General features: G+C 67.7%; 28 protein-coding genes and 1 pseudogene. 17 read left to right on the top strand and 12 right to left on the bottom strand.

Going from position 1 to position 24279, the window contains the following annotated elements; genetic code table 11:
- Positions 1–528: 528 nt before the first annotated feature.
- Positions 529–1539 (bottom strand): alpha/beta fold hydrolase, encoded by a 1011-nt coding sequence (locus tag ACYVO6_RS31590; protein WP_327312975.1) that lies wholly within the window; start codon positions 1537–1539, stop codon positions 529–531.
- A gap of 235 nt (positions 1540–1774) precedes the next feature.
- Between ACYVO6_RS31590 and ACYVO6_RS31585 the strand changes: the two genes are divergently transcribed.
- On the top strand, positions 1775–2368 hold the full coding sequence (locus ACYVO6_RS31585; RefSeq protein ID WP_461067137.1) for a TetR/AcrR family transcriptional regulator: 594 nt from the start codon (positions 1775–1777) through the stop codon (positions 2366–2368).
- 69 nt (positions 2369–2437) lie between these two features.
- Here the strand turns inward: ACYVO6_RS31585 and ACYVO6_RS31580 are convergent.
- The 5 genes and pseudogenes from ACYVO6_RS31580 to ACYVO6_RS31560 form a co-directional block, all read right to left on the bottom strand.
- Positions 2438–2788 (bottom strand): annotated as a pseudogene (locus tag ACYVO6_RS31580) (cation transporter); the annotation flags it as partial.
- A complete protein-coding gene (locus tag ACYVO6_RS31575) occupies positions 2779–3114 on the bottom strand; it encodes an ArsR/SmtB family transcription factor (RefSeq protein ID WP_261724966.1) in 336 nt (111 codons plus the stop codon). The gene ACYVO6_RS31575 and the pseudogene ACYVO6_RS31580, both read right to left, overlap by 10 nt.
- 123 nt (positions 3115–3237) lie before the next feature.
- On the bottom strand, positions 3238–4998 hold the full coding sequence (locus tag ACYVO6_RS31570) for a tyrosine-type recombinase/integrase (RefSeq protein ID WP_461067134.1): 1761 nt from the start codon (positions 4996–4998) through the stop codon (positions 3238–3240).
- Positions 4999–5009: 11 nt separating this feature from the next.
- Positions 5010–5309 (bottom strand): helix-turn-helix domain-containing protein, encoded by a 300-nt coding sequence (locus ACYVO6_RS31565; RefSeq protein WP_461067132.1) that lies wholly within the window; start codon positions 5307–5309, stop codon positions 5010–5012.
- Between the two features lie 153 nt (positions 5310–5462).
- Positions 5463–6029, bottom strand: coding sequence for a helix-turn-helix domain-containing protein (locus tag ACYVO6_RS31560; RefSeq protein ID WP_461067130.1), 567 nt, complete (start codon positions 6027–6029; stop codon positions 5463–5465).
- Between the two features lie 269 nt (positions 6030–6298).
- Here ACYVO6_RS31560 and ACYVO6_RS31555 point away from each other — a divergent pair, with 269 nt between their 5' ends.
- The 4 genes from ACYVO6_RS31555 (at position 6299) to ACYVO6_RS31540 (ending at position 11543) form a co-directional block, all read left to right on the top strand.
- Positions 6299–7840 (top strand): DnaB-like helicase N-terminal domain-containing protein, encoded by a 1542-nt coding sequence (locus ACYVO6_RS31555; RefSeq protein ID WP_461067128.1) that lies wholly within the window; start codon positions 6299–6301, stop codon positions 7838–7840.
- 254 nt (positions 7841–8094) lie between these two features.
- Positions 8095–8946, top strand: a complete 852-nt coding sequence (locus ACYVO6_RS31550) for a DUF2637 domain-containing protein (RefSeq protein WP_390898570.1) — start codon at positions 8095–8097, stop codon at positions 8944–8946.
- Positions 8947–9474: 528 nt separating this feature from the next.
- The gene (locus ACYVO6_RS31545) at positions 9475–9816 is read left to right on the top strand and encodes a plasmid mobilization relaxosome protein MobC (protein WP_461067126.1); all 342 of its coding nucleotides are present in this window, start codon (positions 9475–9477) and stop codon (positions 9814–9816) included.
- Entirely contained in the window at positions 9813–11543 is a 1731-nt protein-coding gene (locus tag ACYVO6_RS31540; protein WP_461067124.1) for a relaxase/mobilization nuclease domain-containing protein, read from the top strand. The genes ACYVO6_RS31545 and ACYVO6_RS31540 overlap by 4 nt, the downstream gene beginning before the upstream one ends.
- A 63-nt stretch (positions 11544–11606) precedes the next feature.
- On the opposite strand, the gene ACYVO6_RS31535 is transcribed toward ACYVO6_RS31540, so the two are convergent.
- From ACYVO6_RS31535 to ACYVO6_RS31525, 3 genes are all read right to left on the bottom strand, one after another.
- The gene (locus ACYVO6_RS31535) at positions 11607–12281 is read right to left on the bottom strand and encodes a hypothetical protein (protein ID WP_461067122.1); all 675 of its coding nucleotides are present in this window, start codon (positions 12279–12281) and stop codon (positions 11607–11609) included.
- A gap of 91 nt (positions 12282–12372) precedes the next feature.
- Complete coding sequence (locus ACYVO6_RS31530) at positions 12373–12825, bottom strand: hypothetical protein (protein ID WP_461067120.1); 453 nt, start codon at positions 12823–12825, stop codon at positions 12373–12375.
- A gap of 120 nt (positions 12826–12945) precedes the next feature.
- Positions 12946–13632 (bottom strand): SPDY domain-containing protein, encoded by a 687-nt coding sequence (locus ACYVO6_RS31525; protein ID WP_461067412.1) that lies wholly within the window; start codon positions 13630–13632, stop codon positions 12946–12948.
- A 201-nt stretch (positions 13633–13833) separates the two neighbouring features.
- Here ACYVO6_RS31525 and ACYVO6_RS31520 point away from each other — a divergent pair, with 201 nt between their 5' ends.
- On the top strand, positions 13834–14028 hold the full coding sequence (locus tag ACYVO6_RS31520; RefSeq protein WP_461067118.1) for a hypothetical protein: 195 nt from the start codon (positions 13834–13836) through the stop codon (positions 14026–14028).
- A gap of 14 nt (positions 14029–14042) precedes the next feature.
- A complete protein-coding gene (locus tag ACYVO6_RS31515) occupies positions 14043–14675 on the top strand; it encodes a DUF2461 family protein (protein WP_461067116.1) in 633 nt (210 codons plus the stop codon).
- Positions 14676–14677: 2 nt separating this feature from the next.
- On the opposite strand, the gene ACYVO6_RS31510 is transcribed toward ACYVO6_RS31515, so the two are convergent.
- Positions 14678–14932 carry a hypothetical protein gene (locus ACYVO6_RS31510; protein WP_461067114.1) on the bottom strand — a complete coding sequence of 85 codons (255 nt, stop codon included), beginning with the start codon at positions 14930–14932 and terminating at the stop codon, positions 14678–14680.
- 548 nt (positions 14933–15480) lie between these two features.
- Here ACYVO6_RS31510 and ACYVO6_RS31505 point away from each other — a divergent pair.
- From ACYVO6_RS31505 to ACYVO6_RS31460, 10 genes are all read left to right on the top strand, one after another.
- Positions 15481–15711, top strand: coding sequence for a hypothetical protein (locus ACYVO6_RS31505; RefSeq protein ID WP_385747144.1), 231 nt, complete (start codon positions 15481–15483; stop codon positions 15709–15711).
- The gene (locus ACYVO6_RS31500; protein WP_385747142.1) at positions 15689–16201 is read left to right on the top strand and encodes a DUF6879 family protein; all 513 of its coding nucleotides are present in this window, start codon (positions 15689–15691) and stop codon (positions 16199–16201) included. Before ACYVO6_RS31505 ends, ACYVO6_RS31500 begins: the two co-directional genes overlap by 23 nt.
- 27 nt (positions 16202–16228) lie before the next feature.
- The gene (locus ACYVO6_RS31495; RefSeq protein WP_461067111.1) at positions 16229–17074 is read left to right on the top strand and encodes a helix-turn-helix domain-containing protein; all 846 of its coding nucleotides are present in this window, start codon (positions 16229–16231) and stop codon (positions 17072–17074) included.
- A 210-nt stretch (positions 17075–17284) separates the two neighbouring features.
- Positions 17285–17560, top strand: a complete 276-nt coding sequence (locus tag ACYVO6_RS31490; protein WP_461067109.1) for a hypothetical protein — start codon at positions 17285–17287, stop codon at positions 17558–17560.
- Positions 17557–18096 (top strand): NUDIX domain-containing protein, encoded by a 540-nt coding sequence (locus ACYVO6_RS31485; RefSeq protein ID WP_461067107.1) that lies wholly within the window; start codon positions 17557–17559, stop codon positions 18094–18096. Before ACYVO6_RS31490 ends, ACYVO6_RS31485 begins: the two co-directional genes overlap by 4 nt.
- 83 nt (positions 18097–18179) lie before the next feature.
- Entirely contained in the window at positions 18180–18422 is a 243-nt protein-coding gene (locus ACYVO6_RS31480) for a hypothetical protein (RefSeq protein ID WP_461067105.1), read from the top strand.
- Positions 18423–18482: 60 nt separating this feature from the next.
- Positions 18483–19283, top strand: coding sequence for a diaminopimelate epimerase (dapF, locus tag ACYVO6_RS31475; RefSeq protein WP_461067103.1), 801 nt, complete (start codon positions 18483–18485; stop codon positions 19281–19283).
- Positions 19280–20371 carry a D-alanine--D-alanine ligase family protein gene (locus ACYVO6_RS31470; protein WP_461067101.1) on the top strand — a complete coding sequence of 364 codons (1092 nt, stop codon included), beginning with the start codon at positions 19280–19282 and terminating at the stop codon, positions 20369–20371. The genes dapF and ACYVO6_RS31470 overlap by 4 nt, the downstream gene beginning before the upstream one ends.
- Positions 20304–20933, top strand: a complete 630-nt coding sequence (locus ACYVO6_RS31465; RefSeq protein WP_461067099.1) for a C39 family peptidase — start codon at positions 20304–20306, stop codon at positions 20931–20933. The genes ACYVO6_RS31470 and ACYVO6_RS31465 overlap by 68 nt, the downstream gene beginning before the upstream one ends.
- The gene (locus tag ACYVO6_RS31460; protein WP_390002898.1) at positions 20933–21295 is read left to right on the top strand and encodes a glutamate ligase domain-containing protein; all 363 of its coding nucleotides are present in this window, start codon (positions 20933–20935) and stop codon (positions 21293–21295) included. The genes ACYVO6_RS31465 and ACYVO6_RS31460 overlap by 1 nt, the downstream gene beginning before the upstream one ends.
- A gap of 73 nt (positions 21296–21368) precedes the next feature.
- On the opposite strand, the gene ACYVO6_RS31455 is transcribed toward ACYVO6_RS31460, so the two are convergent.
- Together ACYVO6_RS31455 and ACYVO6_RS31450 are read right to left on the bottom strand one after the other, a co-directional pair.
- The gene (locus ACYVO6_RS31455; RefSeq protein WP_461067097.1) at positions 21369–22574 is read right to left on the bottom strand and encodes a hypothetical protein; all 1206 of its coding nucleotides are present in this window, start codon (positions 22572–22574) and stop codon (positions 21369–21371) included.
- Between the two features lie 272 nt (positions 22575–22846).
- Positions 22847–23482, bottom strand: a complete 636-nt coding sequence (locus ACYVO6_RS31450; protein ID WP_461067095.1) for a hypothetical protein — start codon at positions 23480–23482, stop codon at positions 22847–22849.
- Between the last annotated feature and the right edge of the window lie 797 nt (positions 23483–24279).

Here is a 24279-nt window from a genome sequence, read left to right as displayed (position 1 = left end):
GGATCGCTTCCGGCGTCCCTCAATCGGTTTCACCAATGTATCAGGTTTTCATGTAGTAGCAACAACAGAGCATCAATTAATTGGTTATCCGTAGCGTCAACGTATCCTCTACGGAGGGTCACCGGATGGGCTGACGCTGCCGGGCAGGGGTCGTTCCAAGGTGCCGCCGGCTCCATGAAGCAGACCCGCGGACGGCGGGCTGAGCTGCAACGACGTGTTGGGCCGGGCGGCCACGCAGGCCGTCGCCGTGACGGCCAGGACGACGCACCGACCCTTTCGCGGCCAGCACGCGCCGCCGGCCGCGGGGGCGCCTCAGTCGCCCATTGGGCCCATGGCTTCGATGGCGGCGCAGATGTGAGCGAATGCTCTGGGGTGCGCAGTCGTGACGCGGAGGGCTGCGAGGGCGCCGGGGGGACTCTCTGCGTGGCTCTGCCCCGCCGGACGGGACTCCGGCGGGGCAGGTGTGTTGATCGGCCGTCACCGTGTGCGGTGTCGGTGACCGTCTCGCGGTGATGGATTGATGGCTTGTCAGTGGTCGAGGAAGGTGTTCACCTCGGCGCCGAACTTGGCGGCGTACTGGAAGAGGAACCCGTGGCCGGCGTTCGGGTAGATGCTGAGCTGGGCGTTGGGGAGGTACTTGGCCAACAGGTGGGAGTTCTTGGGGGGCATCAGGATGTCGCTGTCCCCGTCTGCGACCAGCGTGGGCTGGAAGAGGGCGTTGAGCCGCACCAGCTTGGACTTGTCCGGGATGCCCCACTCCGACATCGCGGTGAGCTGCGCGTCGCGGGTCTGGAGGCTCGCGGGCGCGTCGTGGTCAGTGGTGCGCTGGCCGAGGCGCTGCAGGAACTCAGTTCCGGCGGCCTGGCTGGATGCGGTGTTCTTGAAGAACAGGAAGAGGAGGTCGGCAGGGCCGGGGTTGTCCGCCAACACGCTCCCCAGCACCTTGGGGTCGGACGCCCTCTGGTCGACCCCGCCCTGCGGGCCGGTGCCGGCCAGGACGACGCGACGGACCTGCCAGGGGCGCCGCAGGGCGACCTCCTGAGCCACCTGGCCGCCGAGGGAGAAGCCGAACACGTCGTAGCGGGGCAGCTTGAGGGCGTCGATGAAGTCGATGGCGTCCAGGCTCATCTGCTGGATGGTGCTGGGTGTGGTGCCGGTTGAGCCGCCGACGCCGACGTTGTCCACGAGGATGACCTCGCGCTTGGCGGCGATGGTGTCGATGAGCTTGGGGTCCCAGTTGTCGAGGGTGCCGCGGTAGTGCTGGAGGAAGATCAGGGGCACGCTGCCGGCGCTGGGGTTGCCGAAGCGCCGGTACTGGTAGGTGACGCCGTTGGCGGCCTTGACGCGCAGGTTGGGGGCGGTGGCGGCGCTCTGGGGGCTCTGCGTCTGTACGACCGCGTGACGGGTGACGCTGGAGCTGTCGCTCACTGCGCTCGCCACACTCGGCGCGGCGCCGGCGACGGCGGCGACGACCGACATGGTGGCCAGCGCCACTGCGGTGCGTCGGGAGACACGGGTGCGTAGCTTCGTTGTGGGCATGCCAATTCCTTGAGTCGGGCTCGGATGTCTCCTCCGGCAGGGGAGACGGGATACCGGTCGTGAGCGACGGTCGTGCAGATGCCCGCTCCGTCGGTGCGGCGCGATCCCTTAACAGTGTCACTAAGGTATCAACTATCGCCAGAGTTGCAACCTCGGAGAATCAATTAATGAGATACCCGTAGCGTTCCCGTATCCTCTACAAGGGACCGAGTAGCGAACCAGACAGGAGACAGACATGGGCCGAGCACTGCGGGCAGATGCCGAGCGCAGTGTGCGCGCGATTCTGGAGGCGGCCGAGCAGGTCTTCGCCCAGGACGCCGGCGCCTCCATGGAACAGGTCGCCGAGGCGGCGGGACTGACCAGGATCACCGTTCACCGCCGCTTCGCGAACCGGCAGGCCCTCCTGGAGGCGCTCGCCGTCTCCGCCAAGCAGCAGCTCATCGACGCCATTGAGGAAGCCCGGCCGGGCGCCGCTCCCGCACTCGTGGCGCTGCACCGAGTGACGGCGAACGTCCTACGGGTCAAGAACACCTGGCGCTTCACCCTCAGCCACGCCAACGCTCACACCCCCGCCGCAGCCGCCCTCTGGGGCGAGATCAACACCCACACCGTCGATCTCATGAACCGGGCGCAGCGCGAGGGGCTACTCGCCCCGGACGCAGACCTGGAGTGGACGCGGCAGGTGTACTACGCCCTCCTCAGCGAAGCCATCAACAGGCCCGGCGCGGAGCAGGACCCTGCCGCGCAGGACCCTGCCGCGCAGGACCCGGACGCACTGGCCACGCTCGTCATCGACACCCTCCTGCACGGCGCGGGGCCACGCGGCTAAGTCGCAACGTCGCGACGGGACGCGAAATCCCCCATCGCTGCCCACGCCGCCCGCAGCGCGTCAGCAGCGCTCATGCCGGCCCCCGTCCGCGCGGACGGCATCGGCAGTGACGTAGGCGGCGAGCGCGAAGAACGACAGCGCGATGATCCTCAGCGTTGTCTTCTCGCGCGCCTCGCGCACGGCGTGCTCACGGGCGGAGAACTGCCAGGCCACCGCAGCGGCGGCGGAGACCTCGATGACCGAGTCCAGGCCGAAGCCGATCAGGGCGGTGGAGGAGGCAAGGGTGCCGGCGGTGATGGCGACGGCCGCCTCGATGACGTTGTAGGTGATGGTCGCCGCGACCAGCAGACGTATCCGGCGGGCGAGCACGTCTCGGCGGACCGGGGAGGGGCTGAGGGAGATCGTGGTCATCAGCAGCATCCCTTCTCGTCGGCGTCGGCACAGGTGCGGTCGGTCTCGACAGCCACCACAGCGACACGCAGGTCGTCCAGCGCGTGGCCGAGGCGCTCGTCGGCCAGTTCGTAGCGGGTGCGGCGGCCCTCGGGCACGGTGACGACCAGGCCGCAGTCGCGCAGGCATGCGAGGTGGTTGGAGAGTCGGGTGCGCGAGATGCCGAGCGTGTCGGCGAGATCAGCTGGGTAGGCCGGGGCCTCGCGCAACGCGAGCAGGATGCGGCAGCGGATCGGGTCGGCGAGCGCGCGGCCGAACCGGGCCAGCACGTCGATGTCGGAGGCAACAGTCAGCACAGCACGACAGTACATAGATTCCTGAATTCAGGAAATCATGGATCGTCAATCTTGGTGAACCTGCCCCGTAACAGACGGGTGGGCTGCACCGGCCCCGGTGCAGCCCACCCGCTTCGGCGTCGACTACCGCTCGTCGCCGTCGCCGTACTTACCCGGATCCTTCGCGCGATCCACAGCCTGTGCACAAGCCGCCGCGAAGGCCGCCGTCACGGCTCCTTCGTCCGTGCCGCTCGCCCGAACGTCGATCGTTCCTCCCACTCGGCGAAGGGTGCTCCAGCGCACCACCTGGTCGGTGTAGAGGTCCGTTTCGAACTCCCAGGCGTCGACCGACCAGGGATCAGGACGAGTAGCCGACTCACGCGCCCCGCCGGGCAGGAAGGCGGCGTGGGCATGGTGGACAACGCGCCGGTCGGGAAGGCGGTCACGGACGGCGCTCCGGCCACCCGGCGGCCCTTCCCGGTCCCAATTCCGCCGGTCCCACTCCTCAACCTCCGCCAGCTGCCCGGGCCGTTCGGAGCGCCAGCGTTCCACGACGAAGTCGGCGGGCTCACGATCGCGGAAGGGGACGAGATACTCGCCGATGCGAGCGACGTACACCAGCACGCCGTCGGAAGCCTCGGCCGCACTGGCGGCCTCCCCGCCTCCGTCAGCGGCCATAGGCCACAGCAGTCCGCTGACCTTGGCGGCTGTGTCCCTCAGAACGCGACCGGTCAGGTGCTGGTAACGGCGGCGCATCCGGGCAGAGTTGCCGGGCTCCCAGCCCATGATCCGGTCCACCACGGCGTCGGGGACGCCGAGGATGAGCAGCACGGTCGCGGCCGTGTGGCGAGCATCGTGGAGGCGGCCGTCGCGGACGCCGGCAGCCTTCAGCAGGTCCTTCCACCGGTGGTAATCGGTGTTGGGATTGAGCGGCTCACCCGTCGGCGAGGTGAACACGTACCCCTTCTCCACCCACAAATCGCGGGCGAGGACGCGCTCGCGGGCCTGCTCCTCCTTGTGCTGCAGGAGCAGCTTCAGCAGCTCCTCGGGAACACCGATCGGGCGCTTACCCGCCTTGGACTTCGTTCCCTTGGTCTCCTTACGGGTGTTGACCTTCTGCGGGCAGTAACCGGGCTTACGGCCACAGCGGTTGCCGCAACCGTGCTTGTAGCGGGGCCTCAGGCGGCTCTTCCGTACATGGATCACACCGGCATCGAAGTGGACGTCCTCCCACGCCAGGCCGAGCACCTCGCCCTGGCGCAGGCCGAGCGCGAGGGCGATGACCCACCGGGCTGTGTTGCGGTGCTTGTCCGCTTCCAGCAGGAGGCGCTGGACCTCCTCGATCGTGTACGGCTCGACCTCCTCTTCCTCCAGCTTCGGCGCCTTGGCGATCGAGGTGGGGTTGAGGGTGATGTGCCGCCGCCGTACGGCCTCGTTGAGGGAGGTGTTCAGGGTGCGGTGGGCCTGGTGCGCGGTGCCGGCGGCGCTGCCGGCCTCCTGCATCGTCTTGTAGAGCCGCTCGATGTGCTCGGGTTCGAGCTTCTCCAGGCGATGGGCTCCCAGGCCGGGGATGAGGTGGCGGTAGACGGCGACTCGGTAGCCGTCGATCGTGTACTCGCCGACGCTCGGCGCGGCGATGTTCTCCACCCAGTGCGTGAGCCAGGTCTGCACCGTCCAGTGCTGGCCGGCCTTGCGGACGCTTCCGGTGTCGCGCAGGCGTTCCAGCTCGCGTACGACCTTGGTGATCTCGGCGCGCGTCTTGCGGCTGGCGTGGCGGCGGTCCGGGCTGCCGTCGTCCTTGACGCCGACGGTGACGCGGCCGTGCCAACGGCCGTCCTTGCCGAGGTAGATGGTGGAGGCGCCGTTGGGCTGGCGGGACGTGCGGGGCTTCTTCGGCTGTGCCATGTGCGCCCCGCTCAGGCCGCGGCGCCGAAGTCCGAGGGCCTGTAGCGGCGGGCCAGGAATTCGCCGAGCGCCTCGGCGGGTATGCGGCGCAGGCTGCCGATCTTTACGGAACGCATCTCCCCGGACGAGACGTACTCGTACATCTTCGTCCGGCCGATGCCGAGGCGGCGGGCGGCCTCCTCGACGGTGAGCCCGACGAGGGTGGGGTCGCCGGGTACGTCGTCCCGCTCGGGCATCAGGGCGCGCAGGGCACCCTCGGGGATGCCGAGCAGCTGGGCGATCTGGGTCACGGGCAGGGGGATCTCGGGCAAGAGGGCTCCTCACCCGGTCACGTACGGAGCGCCAACTCCGGTCGGACCGGTCGTGGTGGTGTGGGTGGTGGTTGGGCGGTTGCGCAGACGCGCGAAGTGCCGCAGTCAGGGCCTGGGTGTTCGCAGCACCGAGGGCCTGGCGGCAGACGTGGGTTACTCGTCGACGGCAGTGTCGACAGCAGCCGACGGCTGGTAGGCGTCCCCGAGCCAGCGGGTCAGCCGGGAGCGGGCTCCCTTGTGGCGGTGGAAGTCGCCGTTGGAGGCCGCGTCAAGTTCGACGGCCAGCATGTTGCGGACCATGGTGTCCTGGTCCGGGTTGGCCTTGGTGTACTCCCGGAGCTGGTCCTGGATGGCGTCCATGGACTTGCCCAGGGCACGCCATTCCTTCCACCGCTCGACGTACTCGCCGACCAGCCGGCGGATGATCGGGTTGGCCATCTGCCCTGGTGGACTGGACAGTTCGTCGAGGGTCATGTCGAAGACCTTGCAGAAGCCGAGCGCCTCGTCGGTGTTGATGCGGCGACGCGGCTTGCCGCTCTCGATACGCCAGATCGCGGACTGGCCGATCGCGTGGCCGGCCTCGGCCATCTTCTCGGCCAGGGTGACCGAGCTCCAGCCTCGCGCTTCACGCTCCAGCTTCACGCGCTCGGCGATGTTGTCCTCGACCGGAGGCCGCGCATTCGCGGCACGCGAGTCGTCATCTCCCTTGCCGCCGGCCATGTTCACCTCCTTGTCGTGCGGGCTGGCCGTACAGCTACGGCCCATGGTGAACCAGTTAACATCATTTGGAAGACGAATGCAACTAGATGTTTCCCGAATGCCTAGGGTAGACTTATGGCGTCCGGCGGTGAACGCGGCTGGACAAGCAGAAACCCCCGGTGCTGCAAACACCGGGGGCGAAGCGGAAACCCTCACAACCGCCCAACCATGACGATCTGGACCGGTGGCCGGAGTTGGCGCTCCGTATGGCCTGCCGGGAGAGGAGTCCTATGGCCCAGAATACGGGCCTGCCACACCATTTTCCATCCCGCCAGCCCTCGGACGGGGACGCCGAAGCGGGCCTCCGCGGTCCGGGCGAACCCCTGTATGCCCTGGCTGCCGAGCAGGCCGTGCTCGGCGCGTGCATGCACCGCAGCGAGGCCGTGGACGTGGTCCGGAGCGTCCTGGACGCCACCGACTTCTACCGGCCCGCGCACGAGACCGTGTGGCGCACACTCCTCGCGCTACGGGGCGACGACCTGCCCACCGACCCCATCGTCCTGGCCGAACGCCTTGATGCGACCGGGGACCTGACCCGGGTCGGCGGTGCGGTCTACCTGCACCAACTCGCCGGCGCTTCGCCCTCGGCCGGGGCCGCGGAGCACCACGCGCACATCGTCCGCCGCCAAGCCGACCGGCGCCGCCTGCACGCCATGAGCCTCCGGCTGCAGCAGCAGACCGAGGAGCCAGGGGCCGATCCGGACGCGATCCGCAGCACCTTCGAGACGGACCTGCGCGCCGAGCGCGAGCGGGCCCTGGCATCGGGCAGCGGACGACTGTCCCGCTACCTCGTCGACGGCTGGGACTTCGTCACCAAGACCGGCGCGGACGCCGAGCCCCTGTGGGGCACGCGCGACCAGACCGCATGGGCGTCCGGCGAGTGCCTGATGATCGTCGGCGCACCCGGCGTGGGCAAGACGACCCTCGCCCACCAGGTCGTCCTCGCCCGCCTCGGCCTGCAGGCGAAGGTCCTCGACCTGCCAGTGGCCGAGAGCGAGCGCGTGCTGTACCTGGCGATGGACCGGCCGAAGCAGATCGCCCGCGCCATGGCCCGCCGTGTCGGCGTCAGCGACGAGCGGCGGCTGCGCGAACGGCTCGTCGTCTGGCAGGGCCCGCTGCCCGCCACCCTCGACAAGGAGCCCGACCTGCTCGCCGACCTGGCCGCAGCACACGGCGCCGACACGATCGTGATCGACAGCCTCAAGGACGCCGTCAGCACGCTCGTCGACGACGCGCTCGCGGTCGCCTACCACAACGCCCGTATGCGCGCCCTGCGCAACGGCGTCGAGATCATGGAGCTGCACCACCAGCGCAAGGCAACAGCCGACGCCCCGCGCGGCCAGCGCCCCGCGCTCGACCGCGTCTACGGCTCCACCTGGCTCACCTCCGGTGCCGGCAGCGTCCTGTTCATCGAGGGCAAGCCGGCGGACCCCGCCGTCACGATCCACCACCTCAAGACCGTGACCGGCGAGATCGGCCCGCTCAACGTGGTCCACGACCACCAGCACGGCACCACCACGGTCGAGCCGACGCTGGATCCCGTGGTCCTCCTGCGCAACGCCCCGAACGGGCTGACGACCCGCGACCTGGCGATGCGTCTGTCCGGCGATGCCAACCCTGAGCGAGCCGACGTCGAGAAGGCGCGTCGCCACCTGGACCGCCTCGTCACCACCGGCCTCGCCATCAAGGCCGACGGAGCGGCAGGCGGAGCCGGAGGCGGGCAGCAGACCCGCTACTACGCCTCCGCCCGGCACATCGGCGTCGTCGGCTGAGGCAGCGCCAGCAACGCCCGGAAGCGATCACGCGACCGTACACGCACCCCTTGCGCGCACACGCCCCGGAAAACCGCTCACAGCGTCCACGCTCACCACAAAACCCCAGGTCAAGCGATCACGCGAGCGTCCACGCCGTACACGCGCTGGAGCGATCACGCGCGGGCCCCCCTTTAGAAGGGGGCCCGCGTGTACGCCCCCTCCGTGAACGCCCCTCACTCCCTCCCCACAAGCCCCGCCGCACCACCCCTGGAGTGCCTGTCTTGCCCTCCCCTGCCCCGATAGCCCCGGCTGCCATACGTAGCAGCCTCAGCATCCGCGTCGGCATCGTCCTGCTCGCGGCCGTCGCCTTCGCCCTCTCGTACGACGCCCTGCGTCAGATGGCCGTCGCCAGCCACGTGCGTGGGCTGCTCACCTACCTCTTCCCGCTCGTGATCGACGGCTTCATCGCCATCGGCATCGTCGCCCTGCTCCTCCTGCGCACCGCCCCGGTGCGCTCCCGCCTGTACGTGTGGGCACTCGTCGGCGTGGCCACCGGCACGAGCATCTCGGCCAACGTCGTACACGCCGTCGGCCTCAACGAGGGGACCCGCCTCCACCTCAACAACGCCACCGCCGGCGCCCTGTCCGCCATCGCCCCGCTCGCACTCGCCGGCGCCGTCCACCTCTACCTCGTCATCAACCGCCACCTCGCGGCCGACAGCACGGTGAGCGCGATGGCGGAAGCCCCGTCTTTCCCGCCTGCCGCCGCAGCGGCCATGCCGAAGTCGAGCCGATCGGTCCGCCAAGAACCGGCGAACGCCACCACCGCTCCCTCCGCCAAGGCGAGCAACGGACCGGAGCCCAAGGCGAGCGCCGCCACCGCCGTGCCTCCAACGGCCAAGCCGGCGCCCAAGACAGGCGGACGCAAGACCACCGTCCCCGATGACGTGCTGCGGGCAACGGCCCGCGCCTTGCGCGCCGAAACCGGCAAGGTATCCCGCACCGACCTGGAGAAAGCGGTCAGGGCCAAGCACTACACGATCCGCAAAGATCTCGCCCAGGAGACCGCCGACGCCGTCATGGCGGAACCCACCTCCGCCACGACCGCCGACCCCGCCACATAAACGCGGCGACTTCAACGCCAAGCGTTGGCGCATCGCGTGTGGTGTTCCGCCATCGCCTGGCGGCGCCAACTGCGCGGTGCCGCCAACCCGCCCTGGCGCGGCGGGCCAGCAACTGCAATGCGCCAACCGCCAAGTCACCTGCGCCGAAACGCCCTCTCGGCCTTCGCGGAGCGGCTCCCAGCCCAGGCCATCCCTGGCGCAACCGCCGCAAGCAGGAACACACACCACAGAGCCCTCATGGAGACCCACCTCGTGCACGACCAGCACCACGAACCCCGCATCCACGACGAGTTGTTGACCACCACTCCTGTAACGCCGGGAGCAAGTTGTACCGGGAGCAATGCTCCCGGAGTTCCCGCCCCGGAGGTGGCGGGAACAGCCCGGCGCCAGGGGGCACCGGACCGTCAGGCAGCGACCGAGGGCGGATCGCAGCCGGGAGGAAACCGGCGGGCCGAGTCCCTTGCGAAGAGACGTCAGCGCGCGCGTCAACCGAAGTCACGCAAGCGCGTGCACCAGCCCAGCTGCCGTATGAACGACCACGAGTTCAAGCGTTTCACCGACGCCGCCGCCCACTGCGAGATGTCCAACGCCGCCTTCCTCGCCTACGCCGTCGACAAGGCCGCCCGCGACCTGAACCGCACCGCCGCCGAGATCTCCACCGAACGGCACGTCATCGACGAGCTGTTCGCCGCCCGCCGCCACCTGGGCCGCATCCACGGCCTGTTCAACCAGGTCGCCAAGGCCCTCAACTCCGGTGTGGACGCACCCCACCTGGACGCTGGGGTCAAGGCCGTCCAGAGCGCTGCCCGCCGTATGGAGGACGCCGCCGATGCCCTGCTCGCCCACCGCGACGGCGGTGCCCTTGCATGATCCCCAGCATCCATAAGCGCGGCAGCGAGACCATCGGACTCATCAAATACCTCTACGGCCCCGGCACCGACGAGGTGCACACCGACCCGCACCTGGTCGCCGCCTTCGACCCACTCACCCCCGACCCCGGCCGCGACCCGAAAGCCACCTACGAGCAGCTTGAACGCCTGCTCGACCAGCCCGTCAACGCCCTGCCCGCCAGCAAGCGCCCCGAGAAGCACGTGTGGCACCTGTCCGTACGAGCTGCCCCCGAAGACCCGATCCTGTCCGACGAGGACTGGGCGGCCATCGCCCGCCGCATGGTCGCCGCCACCGGCATCGCCCCCGCCGGCGACGAACAAGCCTGCCGCTGGGCAGCCGTCCGCCACGCCGACGACCACATCCACATCATCGCCACCCTCGTCCGGGACGACGGCCGCCGACCCCGTCGGCACAACGAGGCCCGCCGCGCCCAGGCCGAATGCCGCCGCATCGAAGTCGACTACGGGCTGCGTCGCGTCCCGCCCGGGGACGGCACCGCCGCCAAACGCCCCACCAGCGCCGAACTCCACAAGGCGGAACGCGAGGGCAGGGAGCGGGCCGCCCGAGAGGAGTTGCGCGAGACCGTACGGCGGGCAGTGGCGGGAGCGACGAGCGAGGAGGAGTTCTTCGGCCGGCTGGCCGCCGCCGGTCTGCTGATCCGCAAGCGCGTCGCGCCCTCCGGCGACCTGCTCGGCTACAAGGTCGCTCTTCCGGACAACCGCAACGGCGAGAAGGAGCCTGTGTTCTACGCGGGCTACACGCTCTCCCCCGACCTGTCCCTGCCCCGCATCCGCAAACGCTTCGCCGACGACAGCGACGCCTCCAGCCGAAGCGACAGGGCGCCGTCCGACCGGGCCTCCGATCCCGCGCCGACCGGTCCGGCCACTGCTCGGCGTCGGGCAGCCACGGTGGTATGGCAGGCGGTGTTGGTCGTCGACGAAGGTGAGGACGGCCAGGTGGCCGCGCACATCGCGGCGGCTGGCGAGGTCCTGGACGCGCTCGCCAAGACCTCCGCCGCCCACACCCGCCATCAACTGCGCGAGGCAGCCTTCGTGTTCGAGCGAGCCACCCGCTCCCACATCAAAGCCGAGCGCGGGCACGACCGCACCCTGCGCCAAGCAGCCCGCGATCTCGTCTACAGCGGGCCGGCGCTCGGCCGCGGGGAGGACGGGGCGACCACGGCGATGGTGATCGACATGGCGTTCTTCCTCGTGACCGCCGCCGCTCACTGGCATGCGAAGAAGGGGCACGCTCAGCAGGCAGCCGCTGCCCGGGAGGCCGCCGAGCACCTGCGCACCGCCTACCAAGCCGCCGCCGACGTCCCGCTGGGCGTGCTGTACCAGCGAGGCCGGCGCCTGTCCCAGCCCCTGCGCCAGAAGCAGGCCGCCTATCTTCGGGCGGCTGTGCCTGAGCTGGCCGAGCAGATCCTGGCCGAGCCGGGCTGGCACGCCTTGGCGGCCACCCTCGCCGATACCGAGAGCGCCGGCCACGACCCGGCCGCACTGCTGGAGGAGGCTGCCGGACGACGGGAGTTGGGCACCGCCGATTCCATCAGTGACGTTCTGGTGTGGCGGCTGCGCCGTCTGGCCGACCTGCCCGCCGACGCCACCACGATGCCCGACCGCATCCCCGCTGCGGCCAAGGGCAGCGGGCACTCTGTCTCGCCCGCCCCGAGCCGAGGTGGCCGGCCCCACAAGGCGCGGTGATGCAGCGCATACGCCGGTGCCCCTCTGCCAAGGACGGCAGAGGGGCACCGGTGAGTAGGGAGGTCAGTGGGCGCTCTGGGCCTTGGCGAGCGCCTTCTCCAGGTTGGCGTCCACGAGTCCCGGTGAGCCGGAGACGATCACCAGGACGTTGCCCGTGCGGACCGCCGTCTGCTTGACGACGCTGCGCTGCCCGCCGACCGAATAGGTGAGCGACTGGCTCCACTGCTCGTCGCCCAGGTCGGGCGCGGTCATCCTCTGGGTGGCCATGTCGATGACGGTGCGGCCCGACACCACCTGGTAGGTGGGGCAGGAGACCATCGCGTCGAAGATCTGCCCGATGCCCTTCGACAGCTTTGCCACGGTGTCGCTGTACAACTCCTCGCTCATCTCGGAGCCGCTGCCGCCGACGTAGGTGAAGGACACCTTCGCCTGACGGGAGAAGTCGAGGCCGGAACCGGTCGCCGCGTCGGCGCCGAGTTTCTCCAGCGCAGGGCAGCCGATCACGGTCACGTCGTCGTGCGCTGCAGGGCGCTGCGGCGTGCGGGTGTAGCCCTCGTCCAAGTCGCCCTCGTTCAGGCGCCGCTGAGCCAGTGCGGCCGAGGACAGCGGCGCTGACGACGGGGAGTTCCCGGACGGTGCGGTCGCGGAGGACGCCGGGTCGCTGGTGGTGGAACAGCCTGCCAGGGTCAAGGCGGCGAGGATGCTCAGGTTGAGGACAGTCGTGGTACGAAGGCGCATGTGAACCCCTAAGTGGCCTACGGAAAGGACGGGTTGACCAGGCCGGCCCTCCGGGCACCGGCAGCGAGAAGGGCTTAGGGGTTTCGGGGATTCAGTGGCCGAGGTGGCGCAGACCCTCTTCGAGGGTGGCGTGGAAGCGGTCGACCGGCCCGGAGTTGCGGTTGTACCAGGCCGCATCCAGGCCCAGTTCCTTCATCTCGTGGCCGTCCCGGCAACGCAGCCATACCGAGTCGTCGCGCATGCAGAAGACAATCCAGTCCCGGTACACGCCGCACTCGGGGCACGTACGGACCTCGCCGCCGATGACGAGCGGCTGCTCCCAGCGCATCATCAGCCCGGCCACTTCCTGGCGGGACGGCACCCGCAACTCCGGCGGCGGGAGGTCACTCACCGCCGATTCCTCCGCAGCCGGTGTTGGAACCGGTGCGGCCGGCTCGGGGAAGTCGCGCCACGGCTGTGTGGCCTGCAGCTGCAGGAACAGCGCGTAGTCGGCACGCTGGGCTTCGCGGAACGCGCGGTCCTCGCGAGCGCGTCGAAAAAACAAGATCTCTTCCTCTATATCATCGGGCGGGCGCAGGGAATGTGCCTCATACGTCTGACCTGCTGCTGCTCCGGGAAATCAGCGACGAGCAGCACACCTGCGCTTCCGCCAGGGCGCGGATCGTCAGCTACGGCGGACGACTGTGAGCCGCCCCTCGGCGCTCTTGGGCACGATTCGGCGGGGCACCGGGACTCGTGAGGCAAGCGATGACGTGAACGCGGCCACCAGGCCGTTCGGAACGCTGGCGCTGAAGCTGGCACACCACAGGTACGGGGCGCCGAGGACAGGTTCCGCCCACGCCTGCCATCCCAAAAGGTCAGGGCGCGGGTCTGCGTCCTGGATGAGCGATGGCATCAGCTCCAGGGAGACGCAGCCGGAGAGCCCGGGGTCCGTGGCGGTGGTGTGGGGGCGATCAACGTCGCGGAGCCAGCCTTGGACACTGAGCGCGTTGAGCACCATCTCGGCCCCGCCGAAGTCGGTGGCGGGTGCCTCGCGGGCGTCGGTCGCCGCGAGGAGATCGGCGAGCGCCTCGTACGGGACGCCAGTGGTGAAGTACGCGTTCCACTCCGTCATCGCAGAGGTGGCGTGCGGACGGGCGCTCAACTGCCAAGCAACAGGCAATCCGCCCAGCTCGAACGGGTAGGCCGCGAGGATCCACTCGGCGCCACGCAGCTCGTCCGGGCTCACGTACAGCAGGGTGTGGCGCGAGGTGGGCCACATGCTCCAGCCGAGACTGACCAAGGTGTCGCCGATCTGCTCGGCGAGCACGCCGTCGTCACCCGCCAGGTGACGGGGGGTCACCCAGTACACCGGGTCCGGCAAGTCGGTACGGGAAGGATCACTGGGATGGTGCGGGTACAGGGGCGCCTCCGTGGCCTCGGCATGGGTTACTAACCGTCGTTGACCTGGGGTTTCGGAAGGTCGTCCACGTTGACATGCCAATCCGCAGAGCACCAGTAGTTTCGGGATCTTCCCTGTCTGCCTCCGGCGAACTTGTGAATCGCCAAAGTTGTGGGATCTCAAGTTCGGCTGCACAATCTCACCGCCCGCTTCGTATCGACTGCACTCTCCGTGCTTCTCGACGAACTCGCCCACCGCGCACGGCACATCGAACTCGCCGGTGAGCCCCGCCGCAGCACCTCCCACCTTGTCTGGGGTTACGCCTCCCTGCCCGTCTCACTCTCGGCGCGCGCGGATCACGGGTGAGCTAACCTGCGCGCATGCGCGGACAGTTCACCGGCTGGCCGGAGCAGGCCATGGACGTGTTGTGGCAGCTCCAGGGCGAACCGACCCACGCGACCCGCGAGCGCTACCGCGCGGACCGCGAACGCCTGGTCCGGCAGCCGATGATCGCCCTGCTCAACGAGGTCGCGGACACCGACCCCCGGTACGAGGATTTCTCCGTCTGGCACTACCGCACCGACTCCTGGTGGTGGCAGCACCAGGGCGCGGTGATCCGGCTCGGCCGCAAGATCGAGATCGGTCTCCGGTTCTCCCTGGACGGCCTGCGGATCCAGGGCGCCTGGTGGTACCCCGATCCCGGCCAGGTGGACATGTTCCGCAAAGCCGTGGCCTCCGAGGGGAGCGGCCGCGAACTGTCCGCCATCGTCGAGGACATGCGGAAGAAGGACTACGACATCTCCGGGGACGTGATGAAACGCCCCCCGCGCGGCTATCCGACGGACCACTCCCGTGCGAACCTGCTGCGCCACCGTTCGCTGATCGCCGCCCGTCCCCTCGGCTACGAACAGTGGCTGCATACCCCCGAGGCGGTCGACCGGGTCCTCTCGGCCGCCGCCGACCTGGACGCCCTGCTGATGTGGCTGGTCCGCCACGTGAAGCGCGCCGCCTGACATCACGAGGGCGCCGCGCGGCACGGGAGGAACCACACCCGTGCCTCCGGCCCCCGCGCTCTGTCGGTGATGCGCACTTTCAGCGCCGACCGGTCGTCCATCGCCCGATAAGCGTCCGGCACCTCAGCCAAGGGGACGGCACCGTCGAAGAGGGGCCCCGGATCGAGGGCCCCGGAGAGCGCATCCGGCAGGAGTTTGGGAATGCGAGGGCGGACTGGGGCGATGCCCCCGCGCAGCGTGATGTTGCGGTCGAACATCCGGCGGCAGAACGACCTCCGCATTTCCCGCCGTACGGCACCCCCACACAGCCGACCGCACAGCCGTCCCGGATGATAGCGGGCCGTGAGACACCGCAGGTCAGCGATCTTCCTGTCCGGAGCGGCCTCAGCAAACCTGGCGGGGATGCGCCGCGAGCCGAGACAACCGCAGATGAAACAGCGTGAGACACCGCGAGAAGTCGCAGGTCACAGCCTCGGCGTATGCAGCGAAGCGCGAGACCCTACAGCAGTGACCGCACGCATGCGTCCGTGTGTGTCGACCAGAGAGTCCTCACTCGACGGGCGATTTCAGCCGTTCCCCAGCCTGGGACGGCACCTCTCCTCCCGGACTCAAGGAAAGGCGGACAGCAATCGAATCCGGCCATCCCTGGGGGTGCTGCGGCCGGTCCGCTCTTCATCGCTCTGACCCCGGCCGCGTAAGGTCAACTTCCGTACGCCCGGCAAGTTTCGGCAAGTTCCTCGCTCCATGGCCCAGCTGCGGACAAGCTCTGGCACAGAGATCGTTACCGGCATCCGAGGAGGACATCATGGCCCTGCGTAAGCTCGGTAAGGACCCGGAGAGTCCCAGTGGCGGCTCCCCCACCATCTACCTCGACGAGGAGAAGGACAGCTACCTCGTGCAGGGGCTGAAGGTGGAGGACATCGAGCGCCTCGGGCAGATGGACATCCCCGGCCACGAATCGGTGGTGGAGATCCCCCGGCGCATGGTGCAGTTCTTCCTGGAGGTGAAGAAGGGTGACGAGGACCCCGACGTTTGAGGAACTGTTCCGCGACTGCCAGCGGACGGCCCTCCATCTGGAGATGCGCGACGCCTACATGAAGTCGGACCCGGCCTTCATCGACTGGAAAGCCGGCATGACACTCGACCCGGCCGAGCGCTGGGGCGACTGGCACAGCATCGTCACCGAAGCGACCTCACGAAGCGTCGAAGTCCGCCGGGCCCGCGTCGTCTCGACTCCCGTCAGCGAGTACATCCGCTTCGAGTACGACGTGACGGACGGACTCAACATCGCCGCTGGCGAAGACGTGCGCTGGCTCTCCCGGCGAAACGCAACGGGCCTCGCACTTCCGGGAAACGACTTCTGGCTCTTCGACTCCAGCCTCGTTCTCGTCAACCACTTCGACGGCGAAGGCGAGAACATGGAGGTGGAACTCACTGAGGACCCTGAGGTGGCAAAGCTCTGCGAGTCGGCCTTCGAGGCCGTATGGGCGCGGGCAACACCGCACGCAGAGTTCCAGCCGGTCTGACAGCCCGAACAGCAACATCGCAGCGACATGACATCGCCATCTTCGAGCGTTCAGGAAGCCCGCAGGGCTCTTGGTAAACGCCTGAGCGAAATCCGGCTCGAAGCCGGGCTCACCAAGCGGGCGTTGGCCACCAGTCTCGGCTGGCACGAGTCGAAGTGTTCGCGCTTCGAGAGCGGCACCCGCCCGCCCTCGGAGCGCGACCTCCGTGCGTGGGCTGCCGCTTGCGGCGCGCAGAGCGTGGCCGAGGATCTCGTCTCGACAGCCCGTGGCATCGAGGGCATGTACGTCGAGTGGCGCCGGATGGAGCGCACCGGCCTGAAGCAGGCCCAGGAGTCCGTCCTCCCTCTGTGGGAACGCACTCAGCGCTTCCGCATCTACTCGCCGTGGCTGATTCCCGGCCCCGTGCAGACGGGCTCGTACATCACCGCGCTGCTCACCTCCATTCGCGACCGTCGCGGCCTCATCGATGACGTGCCGGCAGCCGTCAGGGTGCGCGTGGAGAAGCAGCAGATCGTGTACGGCAACCACACGTTCGCGATCCTCCTGGAAGAGGGAGCGCTCCGAAAGCGCATAGGCGGCACTGAGGTGATGGCCGGCCAACTCGGCTATCTGCTCAGCGTTATGGCGCTGCCATCGGTGAGCATCGGGATCATCCCCGAGGACGCCGACCGTTCCAGCCTCTGGCCCGTAGAAGGCTTCTTCCTGTACGACGACCACACGGTCCACGTCGAACTCGTCTCGGCCCACCTCGCCGTCACGCAGAAACACGAACTTGCCATGTATGCCCAGACGTTCACGGAACTGGCCGAACTCGCCGTCTACGGACCGGCTGCACGCGAAATCATCACGGCAGCCATCGAATCCCTGGGGTGAACCTCGGGCAAGTTCCGGCACACTCGTAGAGCCCCTCCTGTCGCCCTTCTTAGCGTTACTGGCACGGCCGGAAACGCGTACTGAAGGGGCGAGACGGTGATCACTGTGGCAAGTAGTGGCAAGGCATCGAGAGCAACCGACAGCGCGGGCACCGAAGTTCTCCCAGTCGACGTCGAGACGATTTCGGAAAGCACCGAGACAGCCCTCTCCATGCAGATGGCCACCTCCACCCGCAAGGACATGGACACCTCCCTGCCGGAGATCGTCGGACACCTCAACCTCCTGCTCGGTGAGGATCTGGGGGCGGACGAGGACGAGGAGGTACGGGAGCTGTTCCGCACGGGGTACCGGCTCCTCGACCTGCAGAACCGTCCGACGGCGGAGACCCCGTCGTTCGGCGCCTTCATCTACCTCCGGGATGCCGCCGACGTCACGCGAAGGCTCCTGTGGATCTACACACAGCGTCATGGGCTCGGTGCCCCGTGAGTATCCGGGAGGACCAGATCGTCCGGGAGCTGTCCCACTACATCCACGAGCACCCCGCCGAGACGATGTCGCTCATGCCTGTGTACGACGCTGCACGTGATCACGCGCAGCGCAGAGCCTGCCTCCACAACATGCGCTGTCCCCTGGTGATGACCGGAGCGGTCGTTGTGGACGAGCACCATCGTGTGCTGTCTCTGCGGCACGGAGGTGGCTTCGCTCTCGCCGAGGCCCAGCCTGAGCCCCAGGACGATTCGCTCAGCGGCGCGGCCCTGCGACTCCTGGCCGAAGAGGTCGGCATCCGCGACGTGTGGACGGAGCCCGGTAGCGAGGGCCCCTTCCTCCTCGACGTGTCCAAGGCCAGGCCCGAGTACGGCCCCCGCATCAGGGTCGGCTTCAGGTATCTCTTCCGGGCCCACTCGGGGGCTGTCCTCTCCACGATGATCGAGACCGGCACAGCTGCCTGGGTGCCCGTGGCCGATATCGGCATTACGTCGGTCCGCGACCGCCTGCGCGGTCATCTGGTCGGCGCCGCATGAGCCCCCGCAACCAGCAACTCGCCTACGTGGCAAGTCTCTTAGCGCTCGGCGGTTCGATCCTCCTGGCCATCTGGAGAGGCTGAATGTACGAGCGCCGCACCATCGAACCAGCCTCCGTGCCTCCTCCCCTCGGCACCATCCCCGGTTACAGGCAACCAAGCGATGTTCACATAGGCGATTTCGTGTTCATCGACGGGTTGTACCTGCGGGTCCGCGACATGAGGTCCACCGGCACTGCGGGGCGCCGAGTTCTGATCTTCGACGGGCACTCCCCGTGGGTCATGAAGGAGTCGGCGACCACGTATCGGCCCATCGAACTCCTCTGATCCCGGCCCCCATTCAGCCGTTACGAGAACTGTCACCTCACGCCAGCGAGGAGCTTTGCCATGCGCTTCCGCAAGATTCACGGAGCGGGGAACGACTTCGTCCTGTTATCCGACCCCGCGCCGAATAGCGAGAAGGACTGGCCAAAGGAGGCCGAGCGTCTCTGTGCCAGACGAACCGGCGTAGGCGCGGACGGCCTTGTCATCAGCAGCCTGATCAGCATCAGCCCGGTCGTCCTCGAAGTCGGATGCTTCAACGCCGACGGCTCGATCGCAACAATGTGCGGCAACGCCCTGCGGTGTACCGCCTGGGCCGCCCACCACGACCACGGCTTCCGCGAGATGAGCCTCCGCATGGCAGGGGTGATGCACGAGGCGATCGTGAGCGACGACTCCGTGTGGGTCACGGCCGAAATCGGCGCGGTCCATCCCCGACGCGTGCAGACCGTCATCAACGGCAAGCCGACCTGGTTCGACAGCGCCCACACCGGCACCGAACACGTCGTCGCCGTCGTAGACGACGTGGACGCCATCGACGCGGTACTCGTCGGACGCCTCATCCGCCACCACGCCGACCTTGCCCCGCTGGGGACAAACGTCAACTTCGTACAGGCCGCCGGCAGCCAGACGTTGAAGATCCGCACCTACGAGCGCGGCGTCGAGGCGGAAACCCTGTCGTGCGGGAGCGGAGCCGTCGCGGCCGTCGTCATCGCCACCCTGCGCGGACTCGTATCGCCGCGTGCCGTCACCGTCCACAACCGCGCCGGGGAGCCGCTCACGGTCCGGCCACATCCCGACCGGCCGAAGCGGACCCACTGGGTCGGCGGACCGGTAACGAACACCTTCGAAGGGGTCCTCGCATGACTGTGTTCCTCGACTCCAGCTCTGACCGTGCGGTGCGAGAGGCCGCCCAGAACCTTCGCGACTGGCAGCGCGACCGAGAGGGGTTCGGCGTCGCCCTCGTCTACGGGCCGGTATCAGCAGAGGACCGGCTCTACCACTCGAAGTGCCCCGTGGACCAGCGCTCCGTGACCGCCCTGTCCGAGGCCCTCGACGACATCGGAGCCCGCTGGAAAGTGCTGAACCCATGCGAGCCGGACTTCATCATGGAGTTGGCCGGGCACGACGCGGCCCTCTCGAACCTTCACGGGCCGTACGGAGAGGACGGGAGGCTACAGGGCCTGCTCGACTACCTGCGCGTGCCCTACTGCGGCAGCGGAGTCGCCGCGTCCGCGGTGGCCGCCGACAAGATCCTCTGCAAGCGGGTGATGCTGAGTCTCGGCGTGCCCACGCCAGGATGGTGGGTGTGGTCCGGGGGCACGATGCACTGGAACGGGCGGGCGGTGATGGTCAAACCGCCCTTCGGCGGCTCCAGCGTGGGCATGAGCCTGGTACGCGAACATGCGGACCTTCCCAGTGCGCTGGCAAACGCCGCCGGCGAGGAAGGCGAAGCCGTACTGGTCGAGGACTACCTAACCGGCGTGTCACTGACCGTGGGACTCCTGGAACTACCCGGAGGCGCGGTCGTCGTGCTTCCCCCGCTGGCCACCGAAGCCACCGAAGCGGAGTTCTACGACGCCGACACGAAGCTCGACGTGGATTCCAGGGGTTCCGTAGCCGTACGGGCCGCCGAGCTGCCGCCCGAGGTGCTGGCCAAGGTCACCGAGTACGCCACGACGCTGTGGGACGGGCTCGGGCTGCGTGGATCGGCGCGCGTGGACTTCATCCTCGCCGAGGACGATCAGCCGTACGTGCTGGAGGTCAACAGCACGCCAGGCATGTCCCGTGACAGCAACTTCGTGGTGGGCGCCGCGATGGTCGGGCTCACGCACACGGACGTCGTAGTGGCGATGCTGCATGAGGCGTTGACCCGCCCGCCATACGATGTTCCCCTGCCCACTCCCGCGTTCTCCAGGACCACACCGACTCGGGAGGCTGCCGTCTCACCGTAGGAGCCCGCCCGCTGTGTCGCGCGTCCACGATGTCCCCATGTGCCGTCAGCTCATCGCTCCCGCGGAATGGGATCTGCACGGAGGCTGGGCGCTTGGGGACAGGGTGGAATGGTCCAACCGGGCGTGCGGCCTGGCGTCGCTGAGAATGATCCTGCTTGCCTACGGGCGCGAGGCGCCCACGGTCACGGAACTGCTGAAAATCGCGGTCAAGAACGAGGTTCTGACCCCGCGTGGAGCACTCCACGCGGGGATCGCGAGCCTGGCTACCGACCTCGGGGTCTCCTCGACCGCCGAACCGGTCCCGGTCGAAGACCTGACGAGGCGGCTCGACGACGCCCCGCTCGTCGTCTCCGTGACCGAGCAGTTCCCCGACGACGGCAGGACAGGCGGCCACCTCGTCATCCTTCGTGGCTACGAGGACGGCCCCGACCCGACGATCCAGTTCCGAGACCCGTCGGCCTGGGGCCAGACACACGATCGAGTCCCCCTCAGCCGCGTATCCGCTTCCTATACCGGCCGCGCGATCACCTTCGCGCCCCTCATTCACAACGGAGAGTCTTGATGACCGAGGCAGACGGCGACACGACCGAGGCCGCAGGCGGCCGAAGGATCGCCGTACTCGGAGAGATGCTGGAGTTGGGCGACGAGGCCGTCGAAGCCCACCGCGAGGTAGGGCGCATGGCGGCCGAGAACGGCGTCGATCTCGTCGTCGCGGTCGGCGACGCTCTCGCCAAGCAACTTGCCCTCGCGGCGGGAGCGGCGGGCGTGCCGGACATCGCGATGGTCGGTGACAACGCCACCGCCGCCGCCTACCTGAAGTCCATCATCCGCCCCGGCGACGTCGTTCTGGTGAAGGCGTCCCGCGGCGGTCAGCTGTGGCAAGTCGCGCAGGCACTCACAGGACAGCCTGTTACGGGGTTGTGAGTCTTCCTCAGCCCCAACGAGTGGCTCCACACCCTGCCGTCGACCTGAACGCCCCATCCACCCTTCAAAGCAGCTACGCCGCAGGCAATTCCGCAGAAGGTTCCGGTTCAGCTGACAGGCTGCCAATCGTGAGACCCAGCATAAGAGCCCCTTCGAGCGCCGCGAGGATACTCAAGAGCTGACTCTTCTCCTCAGGCGTCCCGTAATCAGCGTGCTTCATCTTCTGCAACTGATTCCGAATGGAAACCAATGAAACAGCGATCACATCGTGGATAAAGTCGGGACCTTGACCATCATCGTTTTCGCTAGCCTCGCGTGGCGTGATGGGGTCACCGCCATAAACAAAACATAGGGCTTCCGCACGCTTGGTCGGGCGCCTTTGTGATTGCACTTCGTGCGTCAGATCAATCCCGTCCGGAAGATTGACATCCACCCAGGCCAGAACTTCCGCAGGCTTGAAGCTTTCTCGCATGATGCGATCAAGTAACTCGATGAGAGAGTTGGCGGCCTGGGAAACGCCGTCCTCCGAGAACCGAAGAGCGTCTCGTGCGCCTCGAATTTTCCTTACAAGCGGAGAATTCCTGCGCTCCACACGCTTGACCGAAGCTTCCGCCACCATGGAGCGGAAGCTGGCCACGAGGTCGTCTACACCTTCTGGCGCCAGCGTCGCTAGATCAGATTCCTTCGCACTTGTGACTTCCATGGGAAGAGCGGCGATGACTTTCTCCCCGAGGAAGTCATCGAGCGACACCAGCATTTCGACGGCATTCACCGCGAGAATATTGGCCGGCTGGACATCCTTAAGCTGATTTTGTGAAGAAATCTTGACGGCGTCATTCCATGCCACGACGAAAGGAGTGAGTGCGCGCACCCCGCGCCGAACGGCCAGCGCGACCACAGCGCCATCTTGCTTCAGGGAATCAATGAGGCGCTTATACGTTGCCGCCCCCAGAAGGCGCTCAGCGAAGCTGCTGTAGTTCTGGTTCTTAAAACGCTCCGCCCAGCGTTGCAGCTGCTCACCTTCGCATTCATCAACGAAGGCTTGGACCATTTCCTTCAGCCGCTCTTCCGTAACCTCTGAAAAACAGTCTTCAACCCGTTCCTGCCACGGCCGCAGGTCACTGTCGTTGGTCAGCGCCTTGCACAGCGAGACGAAAGCCTCCATCAGGAGCACGGCAGATTCACTGATACGCAGTGTCTCGAGCAGCCCAGGATCCAACGTCCGCGTGCAGGCGGCAAATCTGGACTGGTAGACGGTGACAGGTATGGGTTCTTGCACTGTGCCTCGCCTCACTCTGACAAGTACGCGCGCTCACCAAAGAAAGTACCGATGTACGCAACGATGCGGTACGGAATTTCGTGGACGGAGCTGCCGACGAGAACCGGCAGGGTCTCCTGTGGGTGGACTGTACGACACGCCACTGACATCGCTGAGCGACCGTCAGATATTCGTGCTGTGACTCGACATCGACCGGCTCAACATCTGTTGGCGGAGCGCTCGATGCGTCGGGCAACTGGGACCGACCCCCGGTGAGCCCCGCCAACCCGTGACTATGCCTTGCGCCCCTTCGTAGCGGCACAAGCTGACCTTGCGTTGGTAGCCGCGTTGAGCCGGGCTAGATGCGCGCGTTGAGCTACCTCGCCTCCGAACGACGACCAGCCGAACAGAGATGCCAGCAGTTCGGCTGCAAGAGCTGCCGCTGCCGTCGATGCAGCCATCGCCCTGGACATGGATGCAGGGGGCCTGGCAACGAATCGACCTCGGCTCTGTGCAGCCGTGATCGCACATTGCTCCGACCAGAGCTCGAAGACCTGAGCGAGACGGGCGAAGAAGGCAGCCGCCGCGGCCAAGCAAACATAGAAGGCGACGAGACCTACGCCGATGCGTGCAGCGATACCCGGAGCCGGTTCATGGTCGGTCCAAGGCCAGCCCATGACCGCATAGACGACGGCCAGACCCGCCGAAGCGGCAATCCATGCAGATCCGAACAGAGACTCCAGGCGGTCCTCGTAGTCATCCTCCTCGTCGTCGTCCTGCTCAGGTCGGCGCTTCGTCGGCGCCGGATTGCCGGACGTCTTCTTCCCGTAGGGCGGGAGAAAGACCTGCCAGAGGCCACCGTGTACGTCGCCGCCCACAAACGTGCCGGAGCCGTGGTTGTGCTGTTCCCGGTGCTCAGCGTCCGCCATCTGACGCCCCGCCGTAGTTGGTTGAAGGTCATGCCTCCGTGGACGTCACCACCGATGAACGTTCCAGTACCGGTGTTGTGCTGGTTCCAGACCTTCGAGGCCGACGGAGTGGGCACCGCAAGTTCGTCCACCTCGCTCATGGCGTCGCGGTGCTCGGCGAGGTACTGAGCAATGAGCTGCGCCCAGGCGGTCGCCGCGAGCTCCCGATCCTCTGGAGAGGGCGAGGTGAGCTGCGCAGCAGTGTCATCCACTGCCTGAGTAGCTACTCTCTGTTGGTCCGGGGTGGCCCGACGAAAGAAGTGCGCGACCTTCAGGCGCATCACCTCGGCGCCCGCCGTGGCTATGGCCGCGACGAGCGTGCCGGCCGCACCAGTGGCCACGGCCATCAATTCGGCGTCGTACATGATCGAGATATCTCCCCGTTCGTGGTGACGTGCCCCAGCAGAACCTACCGGGCACCACTGACACTCCGAGGGAACAATCCGCATACGCGGACTCCGGCACCGCCACGCGGTCAGCCGGGCGACACCGGCCCCTGAACAGCACGTCGCACGGGCCAAGACACAGCGTCCGACCAGGCACAACACTGGGCACCCTGGTCTCAGTTCTGGTCTCATTCGCCCCCGTCCAGCGCCGTCCGAAACCCCCACCACCACCCCCTCCACCCCAGGTCAGAACACCCTCGTCCCCCACCGAACCCCCGGGCGAAGACTTGGAAAGCGTGTTGGGGGCAACCCCTCACGAGTTCGAATCTCGTATCCTCCGCCAGTGCCTCACCGGGCACGATGTCGAAGGGC

It is taken from the genome of Streptomyces pseudoechinosporeus, from assembly GCF_054783935.1.
This window is presented reverse-complemented; position numbering and strand designations above follow the sequence as displayed.